At 57.9% G+C, this 22,866-nt stretch carries 19 protein-coding genes and 2 pseudogenes; 7 read left to right on the top strand and 14 right to left on the bottom strand.

What is annotated here, in order from left to right; translation table 11 throughout:
- Nucleotides 1–1,182, bottom strand: coding sequence for a UDP-galactopyranose mutase (gene glf / locus RYA97_RS06875; protein ID WP_316892021.1), 1,182 nt, complete (start codon nucleotides 1,180–1,182; stop codon nucleotides 1–3).
- Nucleotides 1,170–2,359 (bottom strand): annotated as a pseudogene (locus tag RYA97_RS06870) (glycosyltransferase family 1 protein). Before RYA97_RS06870 ends, glf begins: the two are co-directional and overlap by 13 nt.
- A 414-nt stretch (nucleotides 2,360–2,773) precedes the next feature.
- Between RYA97_RS06870 and galE the strand changes: the two are divergent.
- Nucleotides 2,774–3,807: pseudogene (galE, locus tag RYA97_RS06865) on the top strand (UDP-glucose 4-epimerase GalE).
- Between the two features lie 57 nt (nucleotides 3,808–3,864).
- Here the strand turns inward: galE and RYA97_RS06860 are convergent.
- Together RYA97_RS06860 and RYA97_RS06855 are read right to left on the bottom strand one after the other, a co-directional pair.
- Nucleotides 3,865–4,413 (bottom strand): cupin domain-containing protein, encoded by a 549-nt coding sequence (locus tag RYA97_RS06860; protein WP_002553494.1) that lies wholly within the window; start codon nucleotides 4,411–4,413, stop codon nucleotides 3,865–3,867.
- A gap of 127 nt (nucleotides 4,414–4,540) precedes the next feature.
- Nucleotides 4,541–5,296 (bottom strand): gamma-glutamyl-gamma-aminobutyrate hydrolase family protein, encoded by a 756-nt coding sequence (locus tag RYA97_RS06855; protein ID WP_005777144.1) that lies wholly within the window; start codon nucleotides 5,294–5,296, stop codon nucleotides 4,541–4,543.
- Nucleotides 5,297–5,423: 127 nt separating this feature from the next.
- On the opposite strand from RYA97_RS06855, the gene RYA97_RS06850 reads away from it, so the two are divergent.
- The 3 genes from RYA97_RS06850 to RYA97_RS06840 all read left to right on the top strand — a co-directional run bounded on the left by RYA97_RS06850 (nucleotide 5,424) and on the right by RYA97_RS06840 (nucleotide 8,547).
- On the top strand, nucleotides 5,424–6,311 hold the full coding sequence (locus tag RYA97_RS06850) for a LysR family transcriptional regulator (RefSeq protein WP_016981700.1): 888 nt from the start codon (nucleotides 5,424–5,426) through the stop codon (nucleotides 6,309–6,311).
- A gap of 147 nt (nucleotides 6,312–6,458) precedes the next feature.
- Nucleotides 6,459–7,523 carry an aromatic ring-hydroxylating oxygenase subunit alpha gene (locus RYA97_RS06845; protein ID WP_005777138.1) on the top strand — a complete coding sequence of 355 codons (1,065 nt, stop codon included), beginning with the start codon at nucleotides 6,459–6,461 and terminating at the stop codon, nucleotides 7,521–7,523.
- Between the two features lie 73 nt (nucleotides 7,524–7,596).
- Nucleotides 7,597–8,547, top strand: a complete 951-nt coding sequence (locus RYA97_RS06840; protein WP_005777137.1) for a PDR/VanB family oxidoreductase — start codon at nucleotides 7,597–7,599, stop codon at nucleotides 8,545–8,547.
- Here RYA97_RS06840 and RYA97_RS06835 read toward each other — a convergent pair whose 3' ends face one another.
- Both RYA97_RS06835 and RYA97_RS06830 read right to left on the bottom strand, forming a co-directional pair.
- A complete protein-coding gene (locus tag RYA97_RS06835) occupies nucleotides 8,548–9,258 on the bottom strand; it encodes a GntR family transcriptional regulator (protein ID WP_005777136.1) in 711 nt (236 codons plus the stop codon).
- A 73-nt stretch (nucleotides 9,259–9,331) separates the two neighbouring features.
- Complete coding sequence (locus tag RYA97_RS06830) at nucleotides 9,332–11,302, bottom strand: putative bifunctional diguanylate cyclase/phosphodiesterase (protein WP_005743733.1); 1,971 nt, start codon at nucleotides 11,300–11,302, stop codon at nucleotides 9,332–9,334.
- 247 nt (nucleotides 11,303–11,549) lie between these two features.
- On the opposite strand from RYA97_RS06830, the gene RYA97_RS06825 reads away from it, so the two are divergent.
- Entirely contained in the window at nucleotides 11,550–12,548 is a 999-nt protein-coding gene (locus tag RYA97_RS06825; RefSeq protein WP_005743734.1) for a nucleoside hydrolase, read from the top strand.
- A gap of 18 nt (nucleotides 12,549–12,566) precedes the next feature.
- On the opposite strand, the gene RYA97_RS06820 is transcribed toward RYA97_RS06825, so the two are convergent.
- Together RYA97_RS06820 and RYA97_RS06815 are read right to left on the bottom strand one after the other, a co-directional pair.
- On the bottom strand, nucleotides 12,567–13,259 hold the full coding sequence (locus tag RYA97_RS06820) for a hypothetical protein (protein ID WP_002553487.1): 693 nt from the start codon (nucleotides 13,257–13,259) through the stop codon (nucleotides 12,567–12,569).
- A 138-nt stretch (nucleotides 13,260–13,397) separates the two neighbouring features.
- Complete coding sequence (locus RYA97_RS06815) at nucleotides 13,398–14,297, bottom strand: LysR substrate-binding domain-containing protein (protein WP_019741535.1); 900 nt, start codon at nucleotides 14,295–14,297, stop codon at nucleotides 13,398–13,400.
- A gap of 138 nt (nucleotides 14,298–14,435) precedes the next feature.
- Here RYA97_RS06815 and RYA97_RS06810 point away from each other — a divergent pair, with 138 nt between their 5' ends.
- Nucleotides 14,436–15,779 carry an MFS transporter gene (locus tag RYA97_RS06810; protein WP_046834930.1) on the top strand — a complete coding sequence of 448 codons (1,344 nt, stop codon included), beginning with the start codon at nucleotides 14,436–14,438 and terminating at the stop codon, nucleotides 15,777–15,779.
- 18 nt (nucleotides 15,780–15,797) lie between these two features.
- Nucleotides 15,798–17,072: a glucarate dehydratase family protein gene (locus RYA97_RS06805; protein WP_005743738.1), complete on the top strand. Its 1,275-nt coding sequence runs from the start codon at nucleotides 15,798–15,800 to the stop codon at nucleotides 17,070–17,072.
- A gap of 16 nt (nucleotides 17,073–17,088) precedes the next feature.
- Here RYA97_RS06805 and RYA97_RS06800 read toward each other — a convergent pair whose 3' ends face one another.
- The 6 genes from RYA97_RS06800 to RYA97_RS06775 form a co-directional block, all read right to left on the bottom strand.
- Nucleotides 17,089–18,753 carry an intermembrane transport protein PqiB gene (locus tag RYA97_RS06800; protein WP_316892020.1) on the bottom strand — a complete coding sequence of 555 codons (1,665 nt, stop codon included), beginning with the start codon at nucleotides 18,751–18,753 and terminating at the stop codon, nucleotides 17,089–17,091.
- Between the two features lie 106 nt (nucleotides 18,754–18,859).
- Nucleotides 18,860–19,693 carry an ABC transporter substrate-binding protein gene (locus tag RYA97_RS06795; protein ID WP_002553482.1) on the bottom strand — a complete coding sequence of 278 codons (834 nt, stop codon included), beginning with the start codon at nucleotides 19,691–19,693 and terminating at the stop codon, nucleotides 18,860–18,862.
- A 51-nt stretch (nucleotides 19,694–19,744) separates the two neighbouring features.
- A complete protein-coding gene (locus RYA97_RS06790) occupies nucleotides 19,745–20,473 on the bottom strand; it encodes an amino acid ABC transporter ATP-binding protein (RefSeq protein WP_005731847.1) in 729 nt (242 codons plus the stop codon).
- A 19-nt stretch (nucleotides 20,474–20,492) separates the two neighbouring features.
- A complete protein-coding gene (locus RYA97_RS06785) occupies nucleotides 20,493–21,233 on the bottom strand; it encodes an amino acid ABC transporter permease (protein WP_316892019.1) in 741 nt (246 codons plus the stop codon).
- Nucleotides 21,234–21,239: 6 nt separating this feature from the next.
- Complete coding sequence (locus RYA97_RS06780) at nucleotides 21,240–21,941, bottom strand: amino acid ABC transporter permease (protein WP_002553479.1); 702 nt, start codon at nucleotides 21,939–21,941, stop codon at nucleotides 21,240–21,242.
- 121 nt (nucleotides 21,942–22,062) lie between these two features.
- Nucleotides 22,063–22,815, bottom strand: coding sequence for an SDR family oxidoreductase (locus RYA97_RS06775; RefSeq protein ID WP_005731845.1), 753 nt, complete (start codon nucleotides 22,813–22,815; stop codon nucleotides 22,063–22,065).
- Nucleotides 22,816–22,866 lie beyond the last annotated feature (51 nt).

Raw genomic sequence — 22,866 nt, 5'->3', positions numbered from 1 at the left:
TCAACCTCGCGCAGGTTGTTCAATCGGTTCGGCAATCTGCTCCGGCAACTCATGAGCCAGCCGCTGGTACAGCGCCAATGCCTGACCGACAACCTGGTCCATGTTGTAATACTTGTAAGTACCGAGCCGCCCAAGAAAAGTCACCTGATTCGACTCATCGGCCAAGGCTTTGTAACGCTTGTACAACTCCGCGTTTTCCGGTCGCGGAATGGGGTAGTAAGGGTCGCCCTCGGCACTCGGGAATTCATAGCTGATACTGGTCTGGGCATGCAGTTGACCGGTGAGGTGCTTGTATTCCGTAATACGCGTATGAGCAACTGCCTCATCCGGATAGTTGACCACGGCCACGGATTGAAACTGTGCCTGATCAACGGTCTTGTGCTCGAAACGCAACGACCGATATGGAAGACGGCCATAGCAATAATCGAAGTATTCATCGATCGGCCCGCAGTAGATCAGGTGCCGATACTGCACGGCCCCGCGTATATCGGCAAAGTTGACCCCCAGTGCCACGTCGATAAGCGGGTGATCGAGCATCCGTTCAAACAGGTGCGTATAGCCATGCAGCGGCATTTTCTGGAAGGTATCCGTGAAGTAGCGATTGTCCGAAGTGGTAAGGGTAGGCACTCGAGAGGTGACCGACCTGTCCAGTTGCGACGGGTCCAGCCCCCATTGTTTGCGGGTGTAGCCACGAAAAAACTTCTCGTACAACTCCCGGCCCACCTGATTGATCACAACGTCTTCGGAGGTTCTTATCATCTCCACCGGCTCGGCCCGGCTGGCAAGAAAGGCTTCGGCTTGTTGCTCATTCATCTGCAAACCGTACAAGCTGTTGAGCGTATCGAGGTTGATCGGAATAGGTAGCAATTGGCCATCCACGCTGGCAAGCACACGGTGTTCGTAGTCGCGCCATTCGGTAAATCGCGAAAGGTATTCCACAATGCGCTCGGCATTGGTGTGAAAGATATGCGGCCCGTATTGATGAACCAATACCCCGGCGCTGTCCAGGTGATCGTAAGCGTTACCCGCAATGTGTGGACGTCGGTCGATCAGCAAAACGCGTTTACCCAACCCGGCTGCCAGCCGCTCCGCCACTACACTTCCCGCAAAACCTGCACCGACGATCAGAAAATCATAATGCGTCTCTGCAAATGCGGCTGATTGAGGATTTATCCGAGGCATTGGGTTTGCTCCCCGATAGTTACCAGGCCGATTTGCGCCTTCATGGCAGCGCACGTGTTGTCCCAGGACTCACCGGCCAGCACTGCATCAACCTTACGCAGAAAATCAGCAGGATCCCTATGCGCCAGTGCCTCGCGAATCGCGCGCACAAACGCATCGGTATCATCGGCAATTGCGACGACACCGGATTCACCATAAGTTCTGACAACGTCGGCAATCCGGGTTGATACCACTGGACAACCGCCAGCCAGGTACTCTGGCGTCTTGGTCGGGCTGATAAAACGTGTGGAATCGTTCAGGGCAAACGGCATCAATGCTACATCCCAGCCAGACAGATAGGCTGGCAAATCGCGATAAGGCTTGCTGCCCAGATAATGAACATTGTCCATGTGCGGCAGGGTTGCCGGATCGATTTTCACCACGGGGCCGATCAAAATGAAATGATTTGCCATGTGGGCTGTGATTCCGCCACTTCTCGAATCAGTTCAATATCGAAACGCTCATCAATGACGCCAAAATAGCCCAGCCTTGGGTGGGGAATGCAGTGTTGATCCTCCGGAACGGCAAGCACGTTGCGGGCGGCTGCAAAATGCCCGATATCGACGCTGCTGGGCATGGAGTGTGCATTTGCATGCTGTAGGCGCTTGGCCTCCCAGAGGCTGAAGCCGCCGGTAAAGACAACATCTGCGCGCTTCATCAGCGCTTGCTCCTGCTCGACAAGCTCTGGCGGCGCATCTTTGAATGCAGACAGCTCGTCCATGCAATCGAAGATCGTCACTTGCGCACGGAGGTGATCGGTAAATACCAGGCTCATCGGGGTGAAATACCACAGCAGCAGGTCGCCAAATTGTTGCGCATCCATAAAGCCATCCAGCAACGTGCGCTGTGCAGCTATGACCTGGTCAGGCTGCATCTGCAAAGGCAGGTGCGGCACCAGTACGGTGACACCGCATGCTTGCGGCAGTGACTCAAGCCAGATGCGAGGCGAGTCTGAAAGAGCAGGCTCCTCAAGAAACAACACCTGATAATCCTGCGCCATGCGCGACATGATGTGCTGCGGGCGCTGATACACAAACCCCCACCTGAGGTGGGACAGGCACAGCAGCAGCGGTCTGACTGCTGCCTCGACCCTGGTTAAGACTGACGTTGCGGATTGAATGTCCTGGACACCGTTCATGAAGTTTCCCTTTTGCTAAAGTCCTGGATGAAACTGAAGGGCTCTGTAAAGGGCTGAACTTCGACGGCATTCATGATGAGGATGTGAGTTGGCGGCTGTTGCATGCATGGACAATCACGTGCATAGAGCAACTATAGATATTCTCATTGGTTTCGAGCACGCGCTCGGACCGCTGTTCACTGATTCCGATAAAGGGTATGCGCCGTCGGGAATGAACCGTTGAACTCGGCGGTACAAATACGCCCCTAGTCTTGAGCGAATGTTTTTTGGCACCTGCGGTACGTTTTCCCCACGCGGTGGTCTGGTCCTGATTTTCGCAAGCAAGGCTCCTCTGTCGTCCTGTTGATAAAGGTCACGACGTCGAGCCCTCAGCGCGCCTCTTACCTAGGCGGCGAACATCCAGGAAGGATAATCATGATTCTGGTTACCGGTGGTGCGGGATACATTGGCGCTCACGTTGCGCTTGAATTGCTTGAAGATGGCCACGATGTCGTGGTGCTTGATAACTTGTGCAACAGTTCGCGAGAGACGTTGAGCCGGGTGGAGACACTCAGCGGGCGACAGGTGGACTTCATCCACGGCGATATACGCAGCAAAGCGACGTTGAACCGGCTATTCGCCCGCCACCCTGTGAACGCTGTGGTGCATTGCGCCGGGCTCAAGGCCGTGGGCGAAAGCGTCAGAGAGCCGTTGCGCTATTTCGAGACCAACGTGAGTGGCAGCGTAAACCTCTGTCAGGCGATGGCGCAGGCAGGCGTGTTCAACCTTTTGTTCAGCTCATCAGCGACTGTATACGGCGACTGTGAACAAATGCCGCTGGATGAGAACTGCCCACTGGGTTTACCGACCAATCCTTACGGGCATTCCAAACTGATGGCCGAGCATGTGATGAAAAGCGTCGCTCGCTCGGATCCACGCTGGTCCATCGGGCTGCTGCGCTACTTCAACCCCATTGGTGCCCATTCTTCCGGATTACTGGGCGAGTCGCCCTGCAACACGCCGAATAACCTGCTGCCCTTCCTGCTGCAGGTTGCCAATCGACGACGCCCTGCCCTGCACATTTTTGGCACCGACTACCCCACGCCGGACGGCACAGGTGTGCGTGATTACCTTCACGTAGTGGATCTGGCCGAAGGCCACTTGAAGGCGCTGGACAGAATACGCAGCGAACAAGGCGTATCCGTCTGGAATCTGGGAACCGGACAGGGTTATTCAGTCCTCGAGGTGGTGCACGCTTTCGAACGTATCTCCGGCAAAACCGTGCCTTTGATCTTTGAGCCGCGCCGGGCCGGGCCGGAGACATTGCGGTGTGTTGGTCGGATCCGGGGAAAGCATTGCGTGAGCTGGATTGGCGCGCCAGGTTCAACCTTGATTCGATGCTCACTGACGCCTGGCGCTGGCAGTGCATGAACCCACAGGGTTATATGCCGACAGCACTGGTCAGTTGAAGTGCGGCCAAAGGTGTAAAGTGGCGGGGAATTACCCTCGCAGCAGGCTGCTGTGCGCTAAAAATTGGCCGGTGTGTTGGAACTGATGATCTCGGCCTCGTCCTGGCCAATGTTGCGGAAGCGGTGTGGCAAGGTGGTCGGGAAGTAATAACCGTCCCCGGGACCGAGAATATTGACCTGCCCATCGATGGTCAGCTCCACGGTGCCGCGCGTCACCAGCCCGCACTCCTCGCCTTCGCTGTGGACGATGGGCTCTTCACCCGAATCTGCGCCCGGCGCGTACTGCTCGCGCAGAAAACGCATCTGGCGGCTCGGCAGGGTTGCGCCGACCAGCAGCAGGCGAACACCGTTACGCCCCAGGTCAGGCTGGTCGCCGGCGCGGAATACATACTGATCCTGCCCCGGTGGCTGGTCGAAGGTGAAGAAATCCGCAAGCGTCATGGGGATGCCCTCAAGCAGCTTCTTCAACGAGCTTATAGAGGGGCTGACACGATTTTGCTCAATCAGGGAAATCGTGGCATTGGTCACACCACTGCGTCTGGCGAGTTCGCGCTGTGACAGCTTGTAGCTTTCACGCACCAGTTTGAGTCGTGCTCCCGTATCCATAATGGCCTTGTGTGAAAGATATCCGATGAGTGAAGCAAAGCCCAGTTGGAATGGATTGTCCATCGCCCAAGGCCGCAAAGCCGGATATTAAATCACGTTTGCCAGCAACACTCAGCAGCTCATCGCACTACCTGCCCTGACGGTTCCGGGCATACGCCAGGCAGGCTTCACGGAATGCCGTGAACAGGTTCAGCGACACAGGGTTGTTCATGAACTCCCACTCCGGGTGCCACTGCACACCCAGCACAAAGCCTGGCGCACCGGGCAGGGAAACCGCTTCCACCAGACCGTCGGGTGCCAGTGCTTCCGCGCGCAGATCCGATGCCAGACGATCGATACCCTGACTGTGCAGGCTATTGACCTCGAACCCCGGCGCCAGCCCGAGCGCCTCCAGCAACCCGCCAGATTGCACCTGCACCGGGTGTTGCGGCGCGTACTGCACGGCCAGCACATCGCTTTGCGGCTCACGGTGATCCAGATAACCGGGCAATTCCTGGACCCGCTGATGCAGGCTGCCGCCCAGTGCAACATTCAGCTCCTGAAAACCACGACAGATGCATAACACCGGCACACCCTGGGCGATAGCGGCCCTGAGCAGCGGTAATGTTGTGCGATCCCGAAACACGTCGTGGGCAGTGCCTTCCACGCTTGCCGGGCCGTTGTAATGATGCGGCTCGACATTGGACGGCGAGCCGGTAAACAGCAAACCGTCCAGTGAGGCCAGCAACTGCGCAGGCTCGGTGGGCACGTCGAGCGCGGGCAGAATGACCGGGACACCCGCAAACGCAGCCGCCTCGACATATTTATCGCCTGCGGTGTGAGAGGAGTACTTGCCCAACTGCTGACGGCAGGCAGTAACGCCGATCAAGGGAGGTCGTGACATACATTGAGTCCTTGTGAATCTGGTGAGCCAGCACGTCAATATGACGCTATCCAGGCGGGATAAAACCAGTCTAGGATAGTCATCTACGCAACAAACATAGGCATTCAGGCAAAGGAACAATGCAGCGATGCAATATGAAATCACCCATGCCGATCTTGCCCTGGTATTGGCGCTGGTACGCGGCCGGACCTTGGCGCGTGCTGCAGATCTGCTGCACGTTGATATTTCGACAGTGTTCCGCTCGATCCGACGTCTGGAGTCAGCCCTCGGTGCTGCGCTGTTTGAAAAGAACCGCCGCGGCTACATTCCGACGGATGCCGCCCAGGCCATGGCCGAGCAGGCGGAACACGCCGAACAGGCACTCGCCGCTGCCCGTATTGCCTTGCAGCAAGGCGAACAGGTGGTCAGCGGTACGGTACGCCTGACGTGCACCGACGCGGTATTGCACAGCCTGCTGCTGCCAACGCTCGCGGACTTCATGCCGCAGTACCCTGCCCTCACGCTGGAACTGGCCACCTCCAATGCGTTCGCCAACCTCAGCCGTCGTGACGCCGACATTGCGTTGCGCCTGACCAATACCCCGCCCGAACACCTGATCGGACGATGCCTGGGCAGCGCGGACTACTTCATTTGTGGCCGCCCAGAATACCGCGACGCACTGACGCACAGCCCCGCCTCCATTCCCTGGATCAGCCCGGACGACTCGATGCCCGACCACACCTCGGTGATCTGGCGTAAACAGGCGTTCCCGGCGGTGAGCCCGCGCTATCGCTGCAGCAACATGTCGGCGGTCTCTCAATTGGTCGCTGCCGGCCTGGGCGTGGCGGCCTTGACCGATTTCACGATTCAGGGCCTTGGCTCAGTGGAAAGGTTGAGTGAACCACTGCAAGGGTGCAGCACCGATCTGTGGCTACTGACCCGTCCCGACTGCCGCGCATTGCGCTCCGTGCAGACCCTTCTGGAAGCACTCGCGCCCCGTCTGCGAGCAGCATTGCTGGCGTCCAGATCCGCCTGATCGCCAGCCTGTGGATCCATTAAACAATAGTTAATAAAATTAATCATTGGATTAATCTCGATCCTGTGGCATTAATAATCACGAGGAAAAGAACATGATTCATTCTGTGGATCCATAAGACCAATAATCGAACCGTGGAGAACCGTCATGCACCCGAAAAATGCGTGGTACGTCGCCTGTACAGCGGATGAAGTCGCCGACAAGCCTCTGGGCCGGCAGATCTGCAACGAAAAGATGGTCTTCTATCGCGACCAGAACCAGCAAGTTGTCGCCTTGGAAGATTTCTGCCCGCACCGCGGTGCTCCGCTGTCGCTGGGTTATGTCGAGAACGGCCAACTGGTATGCGGTTATCACGGGCTGGTGATGGGCGGCGATGGCAAGACCGCCGCGATGCCCGGCCAGCGTGTTCGAGGCTTCCCCTGCAACAAAACCTTCGCAGCGGTCGAGCGCTACGGCTTCATATGGGTCTGGCCTGGCGACCGGGAGAAGGCCGATCCGGCGCTCATCCACCATCTGGAGTGGGCGGTCAGCGACGAATGGGCCTACGGTGGCGGTCTGTTTCATATTCAGTGCGACTACCGCCTGATGATCGACAATCTGATGGACCTCACCCACGAAACCTACGTGCATGCGTCGAGCATCGGCCAGAAGGAAATCGACGAAGCAGCGCCTGTCACGACAGTCGAAGGCGAGGAAGTCATTACCGCGCGCCACATGGAAAACATCATGCCGCCGCCGTTCTGGCAGATGGCGCTGCGTGGCAACAACCTGGCCGATGACGTGCCAGTCGATCGCTGGCAGATCTGCCGCTTCACCCCGCCCAGCCATGTACTCATCGAGGTAGGCGTAGCACACGCGGGCAAAGGCGGCTATCACGCGCCTCACGAGTTCAAGGCCTCGAGCATCGTTGTCGACTTCATCACGCCAGAGACCGACACCTCGATCTGGTACTTCTGGGGCATGGCGCGCAACTTCAACCCGGCTGACGAGCAACTGACGGCCACCATCCGCGAGGGGCAGCGCAAGATCTTCAGCGAAGACCTGGAGATGCTTGAACGCCAGCAACAGAACCTGCTTCAGCACCCGCAGCGCAACCTGCTCAAGCTCAACATCGACGCCGGCGGTGTGCAGTCGCGCAAGATTCTGGAACGCTTGATCGCTGCCGAACGAACCAGCACAGCTGAACAGATTCCAGTAATGGCCACTAAATGACCGCCTGCTGCCAGCCCGAATGCGTTGAAAACAATCAGAAGTGACCCGTGCTGCGGTCACCCGAGGACATACCATGATCGACGTGACCGTGTTATCACGTAACGATGAAGCGCTGAATATCTGCAGTTTCGAGCTAGTGCGAGCCGATGGCGAGTTGCTGCCGCCTTTCACGGCAGGCGCACACATTGACGTGCACTTGCCTGACGGGCTGATCCGCCAGTATTCGCTGTGCAACGCACCGAACGAGCGTCATCGTTACCTGATTGGTGTCCTCAACGATCCGGCTTCACGCGGCGGCTCGCGCAGCCTGCATGAGCAGATTCAATCAGGCGCGCAACTACGCATCAGCGAGCCGCGCAACCTGTTTCCGCTGGCCGGGAACAGCCGTCGCACGCTTCTGTTTGGCGGCGGCATCGGCATCACCCCCATTCTGTGCATGGCTGAACAGCTTGCGCTGGAGGGTGCCGATTTCGAATTGCACTACTGTGTTCGTTCCGTCGAGCGCGGCGCGTTTATCGAGCGCCTGAAGCGTTCATCATTTGCCGACCGGGTCACGCTGCACCTTGATGAACAGCCCACTACCGCGCTGGATGCTGCCAATGTACTCGCCCAGCCGCAACCCGATACCCATCTGTATGTGTGCGGACCGGGCGGTTTCATGCAACACATCCTCGACAGCGCCCGTGCTGCCGGCTGGCCTGAAGACAATCTGCACCGGGAGTACTTTTCTGCAGAGCCGGCGGACACCAGCAATGACGGCAGCTTTTCTATCGAGATTGCCAGCACCGGCCAGGTACTTGCCGTTCCTGCCAACAAGACGGTCGCCCAAGTGCTCGAAAGCCACGGCATCGATATTCCGCTGTCGTGCGAACAAGGTGTGTGTGGCACATGCCTGACGCGCGTCCTCAAGGGCATTCCGGATCATCGGGATCTGTTTCTGACTGAAGACGAGCAGGCGCTCAACGATCAGTTCACGCCATGCTGCTCACGCTCGAAAACCCCATTGCTGGTGCTCGATATCTGATCAGTCCGAGCGCTGGATGACCTTCATGCGCTCGTTCAAACCGGCACCGAAAATCTCCGCGTAGCGCAGGGTAGCATTGGCATGCTCACGCATGATCGCCTCGGCACGAGCGCCCTGCCCGCTCACTAACGCATCCACCACCGCGTGATGCTGCATGTGGGCGAAATTGAAGCGCCGGTATTCGCGAATCAGGTTATCGCGATCCACTGCCAGCGCCGTCACCGAGGCAAAAGGCAGGTGGTCGTTGCGTGCCAGCGCATCGGCAATGGCGCGATTACCGCTGCCCGCCACGATCACTCGATGCAGGCGCATATTCATGTCGTGATAGACCTCAAGATCATCCTCAGTGACATAACCCTTTTCGAACAGCGCATCGCCCTGCACCAGGCAGGCTTCAAGCTCGTCCCGAGCCTCCTGCGTCAAGCCACGTTCGGCCATCTGCCGCGCCGCCAGACCTTCCAGAACACCACGCACGTCGACCGCACCGGCGATTTCCATCGGCGTGATCGAGCGCACCTGAAAACCGCGCCCGCCAAAGGGCACCAGCAGGCCTTCCTGCTCCAGGGTACGAAACGCCATACGCACCGGCATGCGCGACACGCCGAACAGCTCGGCGGTCGGCACTTCCATCAAGCGCTCGCCGGCCGCCAGCTCGCCTGACGCAATCATCTTGCGCAACGCAACAAGAATGGTCTGCCCGGGTTTGCTCATTGACAGGATTCCGTGGAGATCGAAAAACGCATCTTACTCCACGTACACAGGGGAATGGTTCAAGCGCAGTCGATCAGATCCGGCACGAGGCTGCATAACCGAAGGTGCGCTCCTCATCCGGCGTTTCGATCCACACCAGGGTTTGTTCAAAACTGATCGGTGGACTGTAGAAATAACCCTGCACCATCGTGCACCCAAGGCTGGTCAGTGCATTCAGCTCATCCTGCGTCTCGACGCCTTCAATCACGCAGCCAAGAGACATGTCCAGACTCAAGGCAACCAGCGATTTCACGATCTTGTAGCTCGCCGGATTGTCATGCACACCGGTTACAAAACTGCGGTCAATCTTCAGCTTGGTCAGCGCCAGCGCGTGCAGCTGACTGAGGCTGGAGTACCCGGTGCCGAAATCATCCAGCGAGATACCGCAACCCAGTTGCCGGAACTGTGCAATAGCCTGCTGTACCTGGGCAATGTCCTGCATGACCGCCGTTTCGGTGATTTCCAGATCGAGCCGTGAGGCATCAAAACCGCTGTTTTCGATGATCTCGACAATGGTACTGACACTTTCCCAGGTCGCGCAGTCGTGCGCCGACAGGTTGAACGACAGTCTGATGGGCGCCGGCCATGACAAGGCCCTCTTCAATGCATGAGTCAACAAGGGTGCGGTGAGCTTGTTGATCATGCCGATTCGCTCGGCAATCGGAATGAAATGCGCAGGCGATACCGAGCCCAGTTCCGGACTTTTCCAGCGGGCCAGAGCCTCGAAAGCCACCGTTTCGCGTGTGCAGCTTTCAATGATCGGCTGAAACAGCACGTAGAACTCGGTCTCCAGATTCGCACGCCGCAATGCCTGCTCGGTTACGCCATCGGCGTGCAACTGCTCGCGGTGGCTGGCGGAGAACAGGCAGGTAGTTCCGGGGTTATGGTCTTTGCCCTGATAAAGCGCGTAGTCGGCAAACTCGAACAGTTGGGTGGCATTGTCTGCAGTGGCCGGAAACGTAGCGAAGCCCAAAGTTGCGCCAATCTGGATGGGCATGTCCGACAGCTCGAAGCTTTCATGCATCAGTTCACACAGGTGTTTACCAAACGCCAGCAATGCATCGTTGCTGATATCACCCTTGATAACCAGAGCGAACTCGTCACCGCCCAGTCGCGACACATGCACTGTATCGCTGGAGGCACTGGTCAAACGTTCGGCTACCAGCATCAGCAGACGGTCGCCGGTACGATGCCCATAAAGGTCATTGACTGGCTTGAACCCGTCCAGATCCAGCACGCCGACCGCCAACCCGGTGCGCTGCGCCAGCGCCTCCTGCATGGCCGTGTCCAGTGTCTGAAAGAACTGTCGGCGGTTGGGCAGCCCCGTCAAACTGTCCTGATTGGCCAGCAGAAGGTTCTCATTGCTCAGTTGCTCGGTTCTTATCTGCACATTCACCAGGCTGGTGAAATCGCGGTATTGATACTGAAGAATGATCAGCATGCCAATCGACACCAGCACGATGTTCACTGCTGTGGCGATGAAAGTAATGTTGTGCGTCGACGCGAAAAAAATAACAAACGCAGTGTTGACTACAACTGCAGTGGTCAACGCCGCAGGCCGCAAGTGCATCATGCAGAAGATGCAGACAATCACGGTGATGCCCATGAAAAATGCCACGTGCGCCTGGGCATAGGCATCGCCATAGGGATAAAGCGACAGCGACCAGGCGGCGAAACCGGCAGCGATCACGCCTGCCAGTCCGTTGGTCCCGCGCAGCGTCGCCAGAATGGTGGTTGGCGCGGGTGGCGGCCGGTTTACCGTGAGCAGCCACTTGCGCGCACGAATAGCGCAAACAATAGTGAGCAGCGCCGGAACCAGCAGGGTCAGCCACATCGGAGCAGTTGCCCAATGGGTGAATGCCAACGCCCAGGTGTTGACCAGCAGCACGAAATACATCAATGGCAGCTGTCGGGACAACGCAACGTATTGGGCCTGCAACAGCCTGGGATTATCAGCGGGTACAGACATCACGGTGCGCAAGGCACTCACTAGTTTTTTCAGCATCGCAAGGCTTCTCTGTCACTACAGTCAAAGCGCACGTGGCTTGCTGCTCATCATGTGAGCCAATTAATGATCGGCCCACTTGTCATGCTCTCGGCAGGTGTGATTAATTCTTTACGGTAAAACCGATCCATGCGTCGGTTTAATGGAAATAAACAGGCGATACCCTTTTCGAGCAGGTGCTCGGGTATATCTAAAACGCTTGCAAACTCCTCTTTTCAATCGTCCCCTATGGGCAGGGAGCATTACCATGAACAGGAAAGTCATTATCGATACGGACATGGGCTGGGACGACGTACTGTCCATCGCCTACCTGATGAAAAGGCCGGACATCGACATCGTCGGTATCACGGTCACTGGATGTGGCGAAACGGATCTCGGCTGGGGCGTCATCATCGCGCAGCATTTACTGGGCATTGGCAACCGTCTCAGTACTGTTGTGGCAAAAGGCACCGATAAGCCACTTGAGTACGACAACCGGTTTCCACAACCATTCAAAAACGATATGAATGACATCATGGGCCTTCTGGGAACGCTCAATCCGGCTGCCTTGCCGGCGTTATCAAACCTTCCCGCGTGGGAGTTCATGTATCAGGCCGTGAAGAACAGCCAGGATAAAATCACTGTTCTTTCGCTGGGTGGCTTTACCAACATTGCGAAGATGCTCTCACTGAGTAACCAACCCGCAGACTTCCAGATGATCGAGCAGATCGTCGCCATGGCTGGGGCTGTCTATGTTGACGGTAACGTCGCCGCCTTGAACGGCGCTCAAAAGGAATGGGATCAGGGTGAGGCCTACAGCAGTAACCACTACGCAGAATGGAATGTGTTCGTCGACCCTGTCGCGGCCGATACCGTTTTTCAGTCGAGCCTGCCATTGACCCTGGTCCCGCTGGACGTCTGCAACCAGGTCATTCTCGACGCGAGCTACTCGCAAAAAATTACGGCGAGCGACCCTGTCGCCTTGCTGGTCAAGCAAGTGCTTGAAACCAAATCAGGCACGCACGCCGAAGGTTATCCGGTACCGATATTCGATCCGCTGGCAACGATGCTGATGGCAGGCGGTATTGAAGCGACGAAAATTGATGAGCAGTTTCTGTCCGTCAACACGAGCATTACACCGCAGGACAATCACTGCGGACAGATACAACTACAAGGCAGCGGTTCGCGAACCATCACCTCCGTGCTGGGTGTGTCACAGTTCGCGTTCAGCGCGAATTTTGCTCAGGTCATCAACAACCGGACATGAACCAGGCGCGACCTAGACTCAGTTCGCCGCCACCTGAGCCCTATCGGCTTGCATAACCAGCGCTTTGAGCGATGCATCGAATTGTTTCAGCGCATTGACCTGCAGCTCACGCTGCTGGTCAATCTGTGCGGCAATTTCTGGAGCAGCTTTGCCCTGCACCCAGACCGAGGTCATCTCCTTGACCACCTCACCTTCTGCCTTGCCGATGTATTGCAGATTGGTGTCATAAAACCGGGCCATGAACCGCGCTTCGACCTGACTATTGCGCTTGCTTACCAGACGGTTGTAGGTATCAAGCATCACCACCACGTCGGGGCGCGCTTTCATCAGCGCGTCGAGGTTGTCGTAAACGGTCACCGAGGCGAATTCTTTCTGCAATGAGCCTACCAGCCAGTCGGTTGCCAGTTTCGGGTCCGAACTGCTGATGAATGCATTGCGGATACGCGAATCGAGCGCGCCGTTCTGTCCGCTCCTGAGCGCTACCGAGTGATAGTTGTTCAGGTACTGGAGGTTACTGACGGTGTTTTCGCTGTACAACACCCCCACTGACTGAGTGTGTTGCAGACTGGAGGCGCTGTCGGCCACCGGCATGAAGTGGCAAGACTGCTCTGAGACCGTAGAGACTGACGAGACGGCAGCATTGGCTGGCGCAGTGAGCATCATGCTGGTGCTTAGCACGGCAGCAAACGTCAACAGGTTAAACATTCTCATCGCGTCGTCTACCTTTGGAGCAGGTGGCTATGGCGCCATCCTCCTCCTTTGCCGGAAAAACAGAACTTGCCTTGCTTGATGATGACTATCGACTGAATGAATGATAGTTGATGCCAACGCACTGCAAGGTTTTTCGCGTCAATTTTCATCCACCCTGACAGCCGCGCGAATGGCCTTTAGCAGCATCCGGCACGCTGGATTGTCATTGTCGGCACGCCAGACCAGATGCAACTCGCTCTGCACACCCTCGCCCAGGTCAATGTCACGAAATACGACGTCCTTGAACACCACATTGGTCGCACAGCGCGGCACCAGTGCCAGGCCCATGCCGGCGTTGACCAGTGCCAAAATAGTCAGTGACGACCCAAGCCATTGGACATACTCCGGCGCAACTCGTGCGGAACGAAACATACCGGTCAGCAGTTCGTTGAACGGTGGATAGGCCGAATGCGAATACATCAGAAACGGCGCGCCTTCCAGGTCCGCCACCGTAACTGAATCAGCGTGAGCCAGCCGATGATTGCCCGGCACCGCCAGCACGAATGGCTCTCGCACCAGGCATTCGCTCTCGTAGCCGGGCTGAAACAGCGGCGCTCGCACGATCCCCAGGTCAATGCGTCGCGCCCTGAGCGCTTCGTGCTGCTGATAGGTGTTCATTTCAGTCAGGGAAATCTTCACCTGCGGCTGCTTGAGCCGCGCCTCGGCGATCACTCTGGGCAGAAATTCGTACACCGCGCTGCCGACAAAACTGATGGTCACCGAACCAATATCGCCTTCGGCAAAGCGCCGCGCGGAGATGGCTGCCTGCTGCGCGCGCTCCAGCAACGTCTGCGCTTCAATGAAGAACGCCCTGCCCGCTGCGGTCAGGGCCACACTGCGGGTGCTGCGCGTGAACAGCTCGACACCCAGATTGTGCTCCAGTATCTGGATTTGCCGGCTCAGCGGAGGCTGGGTCATATTCAGCCGTTCGGCAGCGCGCCGGAAATTGAGTTCCGTGGCCACCGTGGTGAAGCAGCGCAGTTGAGAAAGCTCGAACATTGATCCACTCCCGGTATCAATCAAGTCATTAACTGGATTGGACGGGAATAATACACCCCCTCATGATCGACTCATCCCCAAAAAAACAATGAATGGGAGTCGCCCTTGAATACCGTCCCTGGCACTACGGACCCCACGGTGCTTGCCCGTGCGGCCTCCAAGGTGAAACGCCACGTGTTGCCGCTGTTTGTGGTGATGTTCATCGTCAATTACATCGACCGGGTCAATATCGGTTTTGTACGCAGTCATCTGGAAACCGATCTGGGCATCGGTGCGGCGGCCTACGGGCTGGGCGCCGGATTGTTCTTTGTCGGCTATGCACTGTTCGAAGTACCTTCCAACATGCTGTTGCAGCGCTACGGTGCCCGCGCCTGGCTGACCCGCATCATGTTCACCTGGGGCGCGGCCGCGATGGCCATGGCGTTCGTTCAGGGTGAAACCAGTTTCTACGTGCTGCGTTTCATTCTGGGTGCCGCCGAAGCTGGCTTCTTTCCCGGCATCATCTATTACTTCACCCAATGGTTGCCTTCCAGCGATCGCGGCAAGGCCATGGCGCTGTTTCTCAGTGGCTCGGCAATCGCTTCGGTAATTTCCGGCCCGGTATCCGGCGCGCTGCTGGGCATCGAGGGCCTGAGTCTGCACGGCTGGCAGTGGATGTTCCTGATCGAAGGCTTCGCTTCCATAGTGCTGTGCGGATTCGTCTGGTTCTGGCTGCAATCACACCCGCATGAAGCCACCTGGCTCAGCGATGAAGAAAAAACCGCACTCAGCACCGCCATCGCCGAAGAGCAACGTCTGCGCGAAGCAACTCAGACCGTCAGGCCATCGGTGTTTCGCTTGCTGGCCGACCGGCAGATCCTGCTGTTCTGCTTCATCTACTTTTCGGTGGCGCTGACCATTTACGGGGCTACCTTCTGGCTGCCAAGCATGATCCGCAAGATGGGCAGTTTCAGCGACTTTGAGGTCGGGCTGTTCAACTCGGTGCCATGGATCATCTCGATTGTGGCCATGTATGGCTTTGCCGCACTGGCGGCACGCTTCAAGCACCAACAGGCCTGGGTCGCTGTCACGCTGGTGATCGCCGCCGTCGGCATGTTCATGTCCACCATTGGTGGTCCGGTGTTTGCTTTTGTTGCCATCTGTTTCGCGGCAATCGGTTTCAAGGCCGCGTCTGCACTGTTCTGGCCGATCCCTCAGGGCTATCTGGATGCGCGCATTGCCGCAGCGGTCATTGCGCTGATCAACTCCATCGGCAACCTGGGCGGTTTCGTTGCTCCCACTACGTTCGGTTTTCTGGAGCAGACCACCGGTTCGATTCAGGGTGGTCTTTATGGACTGGCTGCCACCTCGTTGCTCGCTGCCGTCGTGATTTTCTTTGCCCGCACCACCCCGCGTGGTGACCTGCGCCGCCCGTCCAGAGATGAGCCAGCCAAATCCCACCGCGCCGTCGTACCTGGCACACCTTCCAGCCTCAAACCCTGATCACCGGGAGACCGCCCTTTGAAAATCATACGCGTGACCGTAACCCCTATCGCCTTTCGCGATCCGCCGCTGCTCAACGCCAGTGGCATCCATGAACCTTTCGCACTGCGCTCGATCATCGAAGTGGAAAGCGACAACGGTTACATCGGCCTCGGCGAAAGCTATGGCGACGCCCCGGCGCTGGCCATTCAGCAACAGGTGCAGAACCAGTTGATCGGGCTCGACCCGTTCAACCTCAATCAACTGCGCAGCATCGTTCAGGCGACGGTTGCGGCACACAAACCTGCCAGCCTGGCCGGTGCTGAACTGGCACCGGGCTCGCACGCCAGCAAGGCGGTAAGCAACGCTTATTCAGCATTCGAGGTGGCGTTTCTGGACCTGCAGGCACGTTCCATGAACCTGCCGTTGGTGGACCTGCTCGGCGGTGCCATTCGTGACCAGATACCCTTCAGCGCCTACCTGTTCTTCAAATACGCGCAGCATGCCGATGCGCCTTACGCACCCGACAGCTGGGGTGAAGCGCTCAGCGAAGAACAGATCGTCGCCCAGGCACGGCGCATGATCGAAGCCTACGGGTTCAAAAGCATCAAGCTCAAGGCCGGTGCGCTGGAGCCGGAACATGAGGTGTCCTGCATCAAGGCATTGAAAAAAGCCTTCCCCGGCTACCCGCTGCGCATCGACCCCAACGGCAACTGGTCGCTGGAAACCTCGATTCGCATGGCCGAGCTGCTGGGCGATGACCTGCAGTACTACGAAGACCCGACCCCTGGTCTGGATGGCATGTCGGAATTGCACAAGCGCACTGGCCTGCCACTGGCGACCAACATGGTCGTGACCGATTTCGATGAATTCCGACGCAGCGTGGCCCTCGACAGCGTGCAGATCGTACTCGCCGACCACCATTACTGGGGCGGCCTGCGCGACACCCAGGCGCTGGCGAAGATGTGCGACACCTTCGGCCTCGGTGTGTCAATGCACTCCAACTCGCATTTGGGGATCAGCCTCATGGCCATGGCCCACGTCGCTGCGTCCGTGCCCAATCTGGACTACGCCTGCGACACGCACTACCCGTGGCAGGAACCGGACGAGGAAGTCATCAAGGGCGGCAAGCTGCCGATTGTCGACGGCTGCGTCAGCATCACCCGCGCGCCGGGCCTTGGCCTTGAGCTGGATTACGACCAGCTCGGCAAGCTCAACGATCAGTACCACAGCTGTGGCATTCGTCAGCGCGATGATGTGAAGCAGATGCAGAAGTACCAGCCGCAATGGAGGGCTGTAAAACCAAGATACTGAGTACGTCCGGGCTACGTCAGTCAGGCCTTGGCGCAGAATTGGCCGGCGGGTAGACACTCGGCACATCCTGCCGGGTGCGACCACGGATCAAGGCTTCGGGGTTGCGGCTTATATAATCGGTCAGGACCCTCAACGAGCGGGCCGTACGTTGAACCTCGTCCATCGTCCGGTTGACCTGCTGGCGTACCGGCGAGTCTTCTGCAAGGGCCGCCCCGGCCATCTCCATCGTGCTTCGGGACTGCCCCAGAACAGTGTGAAGTTCGGGCACTACGTCTGCGTTGAACAGCTTGAACGTCTTGTGCGCTTCGTCAAGGCTGCCATTCAGATTGCCGGCGATCTCCTGCACCGGCAATTTGCTGACCTTGTCGATGATCTGCTGTACCTGCTCCTGCATTTTCTCCAACTCTCCCGGTACGGTGGGGATTATCAGCGGCCGTGCGTTGACATCGAATTGAACCGGCGCAGCGTTGGCAAAGAACCCCAGAGAAATATAAAGCTGGCCGGTCAGCAGACTCGCACTGCGAGGCTGTGCGCGCAGGCCCTGTTTGACGAAGTCGGCGATCAACTGCGCGGTACGCGAATCGTCGGGTGTACCCAATGTCTCTAGGATCTTTTCGTTGGCCTGCCCCAGGCGGTAAGGGTAGATCACCGCCCCCACAATGCTGGAAAAAGACTTGCTGGCTGCATCGTAGTCAAGATCGACAGAGACCACTCGCCCCAGATTTATGCCCATGAACTCGACGGGCGAATTGACTTCAAGACCACGCAAAGACTGCCTGAACATCATGCGGATATAACCCGGCTCGCCATCGGGAGGTGACAGCGCCTTTTGCTGATCCTCGAACAGCTTGAAACGTGCATGCTCTGCAGCCCTTGGCGCGCTCGAACCGTATCCTGGCTCAACGAAGGCCACACCTCCGGCCAGTAACGTCGAAACCGATTCAGTCTTTATCTTCAGCCCATCAGCATCAACCGTCAGGCCAATACCGCTGGCGTTCCAGAACCGTGTATCGGTGGTCACAAACCTGTCGTTGGGGGCATTGATGAAAATTTCCGCATCCACACCTTTGCCATCCTCGGACAAATGACAGGCAACCACTTGACCGACTTGAATGCGCCGATAATAGACAGGAGAACCGACATCGAGTGAGCCCATGTCCTCGGCGTGCAGGGTAAAACGTGTGCCTTTTGCGCCAAACGTAAGGGGTGGTGGGCTTTCCTGACCAATAAAGTGTTTTTTCGGGTGCTCGGACGTCCCGCTGTCTGCCGCGATATACGGCCCGGAAAGCAGGGTATCCACGCCGGACACGCCCTTGGCCCCGATACGCGGGCGCACCACCCAGAACATGGAATCCTCGGCAGTGAAGGCACGGGCGTCGGCATTCAGATCCACTGTCGCCACAACACCGGTACGGTCTTTGCTCAGGGTGACGGCCGACACCTCGCCGATCACGACATTTTTGACCTTGACTCTGGTCTTGTGGGCTTCAAGCCCTTCGGCGCTTTGAAAACTGATAAAAATTCTCGGCCCTTTCGACAGTGAGCTGCTAATCAGCAGCGATACGCATACCAGGGCAGCAATCACCGGAATCAGCCATACCGGCGAGGCACCGAATCGCCTTTTTCCAGTGATTGAAGCGCCAATTGTCGATGCAGAAACGGAACCTGAGCGATCAGACATTTTTTCCTCTGAGGCGCCCACACGGGGTCATGCCGACGGTTAATACTGTCGGCAGAACTCTGAACGTCGACTATCAATAAACCCTCAAGGAAATATCAAGATTTGATCAAGGCAGCGGGTCGAACTTCAATTCACTGAGGCTTTGCACCTTGTCTTCACGAACCATTTTGTATTCGGTATTCGGGCCGATCCACTGCGCCCAGATCGCGTCGATTTCACCTGCTGCTTCCATAGCACGCAGCGATTCGTTGACCTTGGCCAGAAATGCCGGCTCGCCCTGACGCATACCGGCACCGATAGGCTCCAGCGCCATCGGCTCCTTGGCGATTGCCAGCTCCACACCACTGGCCTTGGCCTGCCCGACCAGCTTGATCGCGGTCATGGTGTTGGTCACCAGGCCCACCACCTTGTTCTGTTGCAGCGCCATGTAGGCAGAACCGGTGTCCTGGAAGGTCACAGGCGTGGCATCAGCCAGCCGAATCGACTGCTCGGACGTAGAGCCTTTGGTCGAGCTGATGCGTTTGCCTTTGAAAAAGGATTTCGGTTGATCGGCATTGGCGGCGCGCACTACCAGCGTTTCCTTGGCGATGTAGTACGGATCGCTGAACTGGATCTGGTCGGCGCGGCTCTTGGTGTAGGCCAGGTTGGCAAAAATCACGTCAACGCGGCCCATTTTGACTTCAGGAATGCGCGCTTCGACCGACAGCGGCTTGAGCTCCAGCTCGACGCCCATATGTTTGGCCAGCGCCTTGCAGAGGTCGACGTCCATGCCTACCAGTTCACGGGTTTTCGGGTCCGGTGCCGAAAACGGCGGGACGTCAGCATAGACGCCGCAACTCAGGCTTTTCTTGCTCATCACATCACTGAGCTGATCAGCGTGAGCAACCGAAACAGCCAATGGCGACAATGCCAGTGCAACCAGCAAAGACTTCATACGCATGGTGAGACTCCTGGAAATAAATGGAGGGATTGCTGAAACAGGGGCCTGTGCTCAATGGCTGCGCAGGTCGGAAATGAAGCGTTGGGCACGCGGGTGGTCCGGCTGCTGAAAGAAAGCCTCAGGACTGGATTTTTCAAGGATCTGCCCCGCATCCATGAACCAGATGGTATCGGCCACTTCACGGGCAAAATTCATCTCGTGGGTGACGCACATCATGGTCATGCCCTCTTTGGCCAGGCCTTTCATGACGCTGAGCACCTCGCCGACCATTTCCGGGTCGAGTGCGCTGGTGGGCTCGTCAAAGAGCATCACGGGCGGTTCCATAGCCAGCGCCCGGGCAATCGCCACGCGCTGCTGCTGGCCGCCGGACAACTGCGCCGGGTAAGCGCCGGCCTTGTGTGCCAGCCCCACCCGATCCAGCAGTTCCATGGCCCTGGCGCGAGCCTCACTGTTTTTCAGGCCGCGCACTTTGGTCGGGGTCAGGATGATGTTGTCTAGCACCGACAGATGCGGGAACAGATTGAAGCTCTGGAATACAAAACCCACCCGACTGCGCAAACGATTGACGTTGGCGTCGGTGCCGTTCACGTCGTGGCCGTCAAACAGAATCTGGCCCTGCTGAACATCTTCAAGACGGTTGACGGTGCGGATCAGTGTCGACTTGCCCGAGCCCGAGGGCCCGCACAGCACCACCACTTCGCCGCGCTGCACTTCAGCGGTGATATCGGTCAGGGCCTGGTACTCGCCATACCACTTATTGATCCTGGAAAACATGATCATCGGATGCATTGGGCAACCCTCAATTATCGGTAGTCAAAGGCCGGGGAACAGGTGCAGGCGACACGCTGCCCTCCCGTTTGCGGGCAATCCGGCGTTCCACCACTGCGGCCAGCCGGGTCAGGCCGTAGCACAGCACGTAGTAGGTGATCGCCAGAATGAAGAACACCTGAAACGGCTTGGTCAGCAGCTGGTTGTTGATCTGATTGGCGGCGAAGGTCACTTCCTGGACGTTGATCACGTAGCCCAGCGACGTTTCCTTGATGATCGAAATGAACTGGCTGATCAGGCTTGGCAATGCGTTGTACAGCGCTTGCGGCAGAATCACCCAGACCGTGGTGCGCATGTAGCCGATGCCCAGCGCGCGTGACGCTTCGTACTGACCAGCCGGCAGCGCCTGAATGGCACCGCGGATGATTTCGCACAGGTAGGCGCTCTGATAGACCACCAGCGTGCAGAGCATGGTGGTGAAGCCGGTGATGTTATGACCGATCAGCAGCGGGACCAGGAAGTAAGTCCAGAAAATCACCATCAGCAGCGGAATGCCGCGCATCACATAGACCCAGACCGTGGCCGGGTAACGCAGCCAGCGCCACGGCGAGACCCGTGCCAGCGACAGTAGCAGCCCTAGCGGGAACGCCAGCAAAAGCGCCAGCGCAGCCAGAATCAGCGTTGAAACCAGCCCGCCCATCGGGCCGTGAGGGTATTGGCCGACCAGCAGCAAGGTCCAGTTATCGCGAACAATCGTGAACACATCGAACATCGCCGCCTACCTCGCCATGGCTTTGCTGAAATGCCGGGCCAGCAACGCACCCAGGCCCATCAGCATCAGTGAAATGGCCAGGTAGACCACAGTTGCGACCAGGTACGCCTCGAAGGTGCGAAAGGTGTAGTTCTCGACCTCGCGAGTGGCATAGGTCAGCTCGACGACGCCGATGGCCATGACCAGGCTGGTGTTCTTGAACAGCAGCACCGTGTGATTGATCAATGACGGCAGGCAGTTGCGAACGCCTTGCGGCAGGATCACGTAACGCATCGAACGCACATAACCCAGGCCCAATGCGCGCGATGCTTCGACTTGCCCGGCTGGAATCGCGCGTAACCCGCTGCGAATGTCTTCACTGAAGTAAGCCGCCTGGCAAAGGCCCAGCGCGATCACCGAAAACAGGTACTCGGTGCTGTAGTTGGCCAGCCAGAGCTGCGTGCTTTCGGTGAGCAACGTCGGAATACCGAAATACCAGAGCATCAGTTGCACCAGTGTCGGCACGTTGCGGTGGTAGGACACATAGCCCGCCACCAGACGCTCGGCGTATTTGTTGCCGGTCAGGCGAATCGACACCAGCAGCAGGGCCACGGCCATTGCCATGCACCAGGCAACGAACGCCAGTTGCAGGGTTGTCTCTATGCCCTTGACGATCAGCTCGGCATACTCGCCCTGCAGGATCGCCGAAAGATCGAATTTACTCGTCATGGTTGTTCCCATTGACATTCAGCCAGGGCAGAAGCAAGGCGCCAGGGGTACTGGCGCGGGTGTCGCATGGCGGCTGGTGCCGCTCTCGTGATGGGTACAGCGCTTGCAGCGAGGCGCAGCCTCAGCCTTCATAGTCCTGCGGGCGCGCGGTCGACAGCCCGCCGGGTACCTGTAGCGTCGGGGTGATTTCCATATGGCCAATGTTGACCGCGATGGGCGCAGCGATCACGTAGGCGATTGCATCGGCAATGTCCTTGGCCACAGGCAGCTCATAGCCCTCGATGAAGCGTTTGCGCACTTCCTCGGAATCGCCATGCACATGGGCAAAAATGTCCGTGGCCACACGCCCGGGGCAGATTTCCGTCACCCGCACGCGCTTGCCGAACGCATCGATACGTAGCTGGCGAGAAAGCATGCTCACGGCAGCCTTGGTGGCGTGGTACGTCGAGTTGCCGCCGAAGTTGTAGGCGGCGGCAATCGAGCTGATGTTGATGATGTGCCCGCTGTCACGCTCGACCATACCCGGCAACGAAAGCCTGGCGATCTGCAATACCGCGCGCAGGTTCACATCGACCAGCAGATCAATCCCTTCTGCGTCGGCCTTGAGCAGCGAACCGGGCCGGTCGACTCCGGCATTGTTGACCACAACATCGAACTGATGGGCCTGGAACAGTGCCGTCAGACCGGCCAGATCAGTCACGTCGATAGCATGTGCGATGCAGCCGGTGCGCTGCGCCAGTGCCGCCAGCTTGTCTGCACTGCGCGCCAGCGCATGAACCTGCAGACCTTCGGCACACAGCCGTTCGACGACGGCTTCGCCAATGCCGGAAGAAGCGCCGGTCACCAGCGCAGTTTTGTAATCGGAAAAAGGCATGTCGGGGTTTCCTTGAATAAGCGTCGATCAGCCGCTTGGCTGTTAATGCTG

The organism is Pseudomonas syringae group sp. 26L6 (assembly GCF_032587815.1).
Taxonomy (GTDB): domain Bacteria; phylum Pseudomonadota; class Gammaproteobacteria; order Pseudomonadales; family Pseudomonadaceae; genus Aquipseudomonas; species Aquipseudomonas amygdali.
This window is presented reverse-complemented; position numbering and strand designations above follow the sequence as displayed.

Coding starts and splice junctions, on each gene's coding strand:
- glf (WP_316892021.1), bottom strand. CDS start 1,182: ATGCCTCGGATAAATCCTCAATCAGCCGCATTTGCAGAGACGCATTAT.
- RYA97_RS06860 (WP_002553494.1), bottom strand. CDS start 4,413: ATGGATACGGGAGCACGACTCAAACTGGTGCGTGAAAGCTACAAGCTG.
- RYA97_RS06855 (WP_005777144.1), bottom strand. CDS start 5,296: ATGTCACGACCTCCCTTGATCGGCGTTACTGCCTGCCGTCAGCAGTTG.
- RYA97_RS06850 (WP_016981700.1), top strand. CDS start 5,424: ATGCAATATGAAATCACCCATGCCGATCTTGCCCTGGTATTGGCGCTG.
- RYA97_RS06845 (WP_005777138.1), top strand. CDS start 6,459: ATGCACCCGAAAAATGCGTGGTACGTCGCCTGTACAGCGGATGAAGTC.
- RYA97_RS06840 (WP_005777137.1), top strand. CDS start 7,597: ATGATCGACGTGACCGTGTTATCACGTAACGATGAAGCGCTGAATATC.
- RYA97_RS06835 (WP_005777136.1), bottom strand. CDS start 9,258: ATGAGCAAACCCGGGCAGACCATTCTTGTTGCGTTGCGCAAGATGATT.
- RYA97_RS06830 (WP_005743733.1), bottom strand. CDS start 11,302: ATGCTGAAAAAACTAGTGAGTGCCTTGCGCACCGTGATGTCTGTACCC.
- RYA97_RS06825 (WP_005743734.1), top strand. CDS start 11,550: ATGAACAGGAAAGTCATTATCGATACGGACATGGGCTGGGACGACGTA.
- RYA97_RS06820 (WP_002553487.1), bottom strand. CDS start 13,259: ATGAGAATGTTTAACCTGTTGACGTTTGCTGCCGTGCTAAGCACCAGC.
- RYA97_RS06815 (WP_019741535.1), bottom strand. CDS start 14,297: ATGTTCGAGCTTTCTCAACTGCGCTGCTTCACCACGGTGGCCACGGAA.
- RYA97_RS06800 (WP_316892020.1), bottom strand. CDS start 18,753: ATGTCTGATCGCTCAGGTTCCGTTTCTGCATCGACAATTGGCGCTTCA.
- RYA97_RS06795 (WP_002553482.1), bottom strand. CDS start 19,693: ATGCGTATGAAGTCTTTGCTGGTTGCACTGGCATTGTCGCCATTGGCT.
- RYA97_RS06790 (WP_005731847.1), bottom strand. CDS start 20,473: ATGATCATGTTTTCCAGGATCAATAAGTGGTATGGCGAGTACCAGGCC.
- RYA97_RS06785 (WP_316892019.1), bottom strand. CDS start 21,233: ATGTTCGATGTGTTCACGATTGTTCGCGATAACTGGACCTTGCTGCTG.
- RYA97_RS06780 (WP_002553479.1), bottom strand. CDS start 21,941: ATGACGAGTAAATTCGATCTTTCGGCGATCCTGCAGGGCGAGTATGCC.
- RYA97_RS06775 (WP_005731845.1), bottom strand. CDS start 22,815: ATGCCTTTTTCCGATTACAAAACTGCGCTGGTGACCGGCGCTTCTTCC.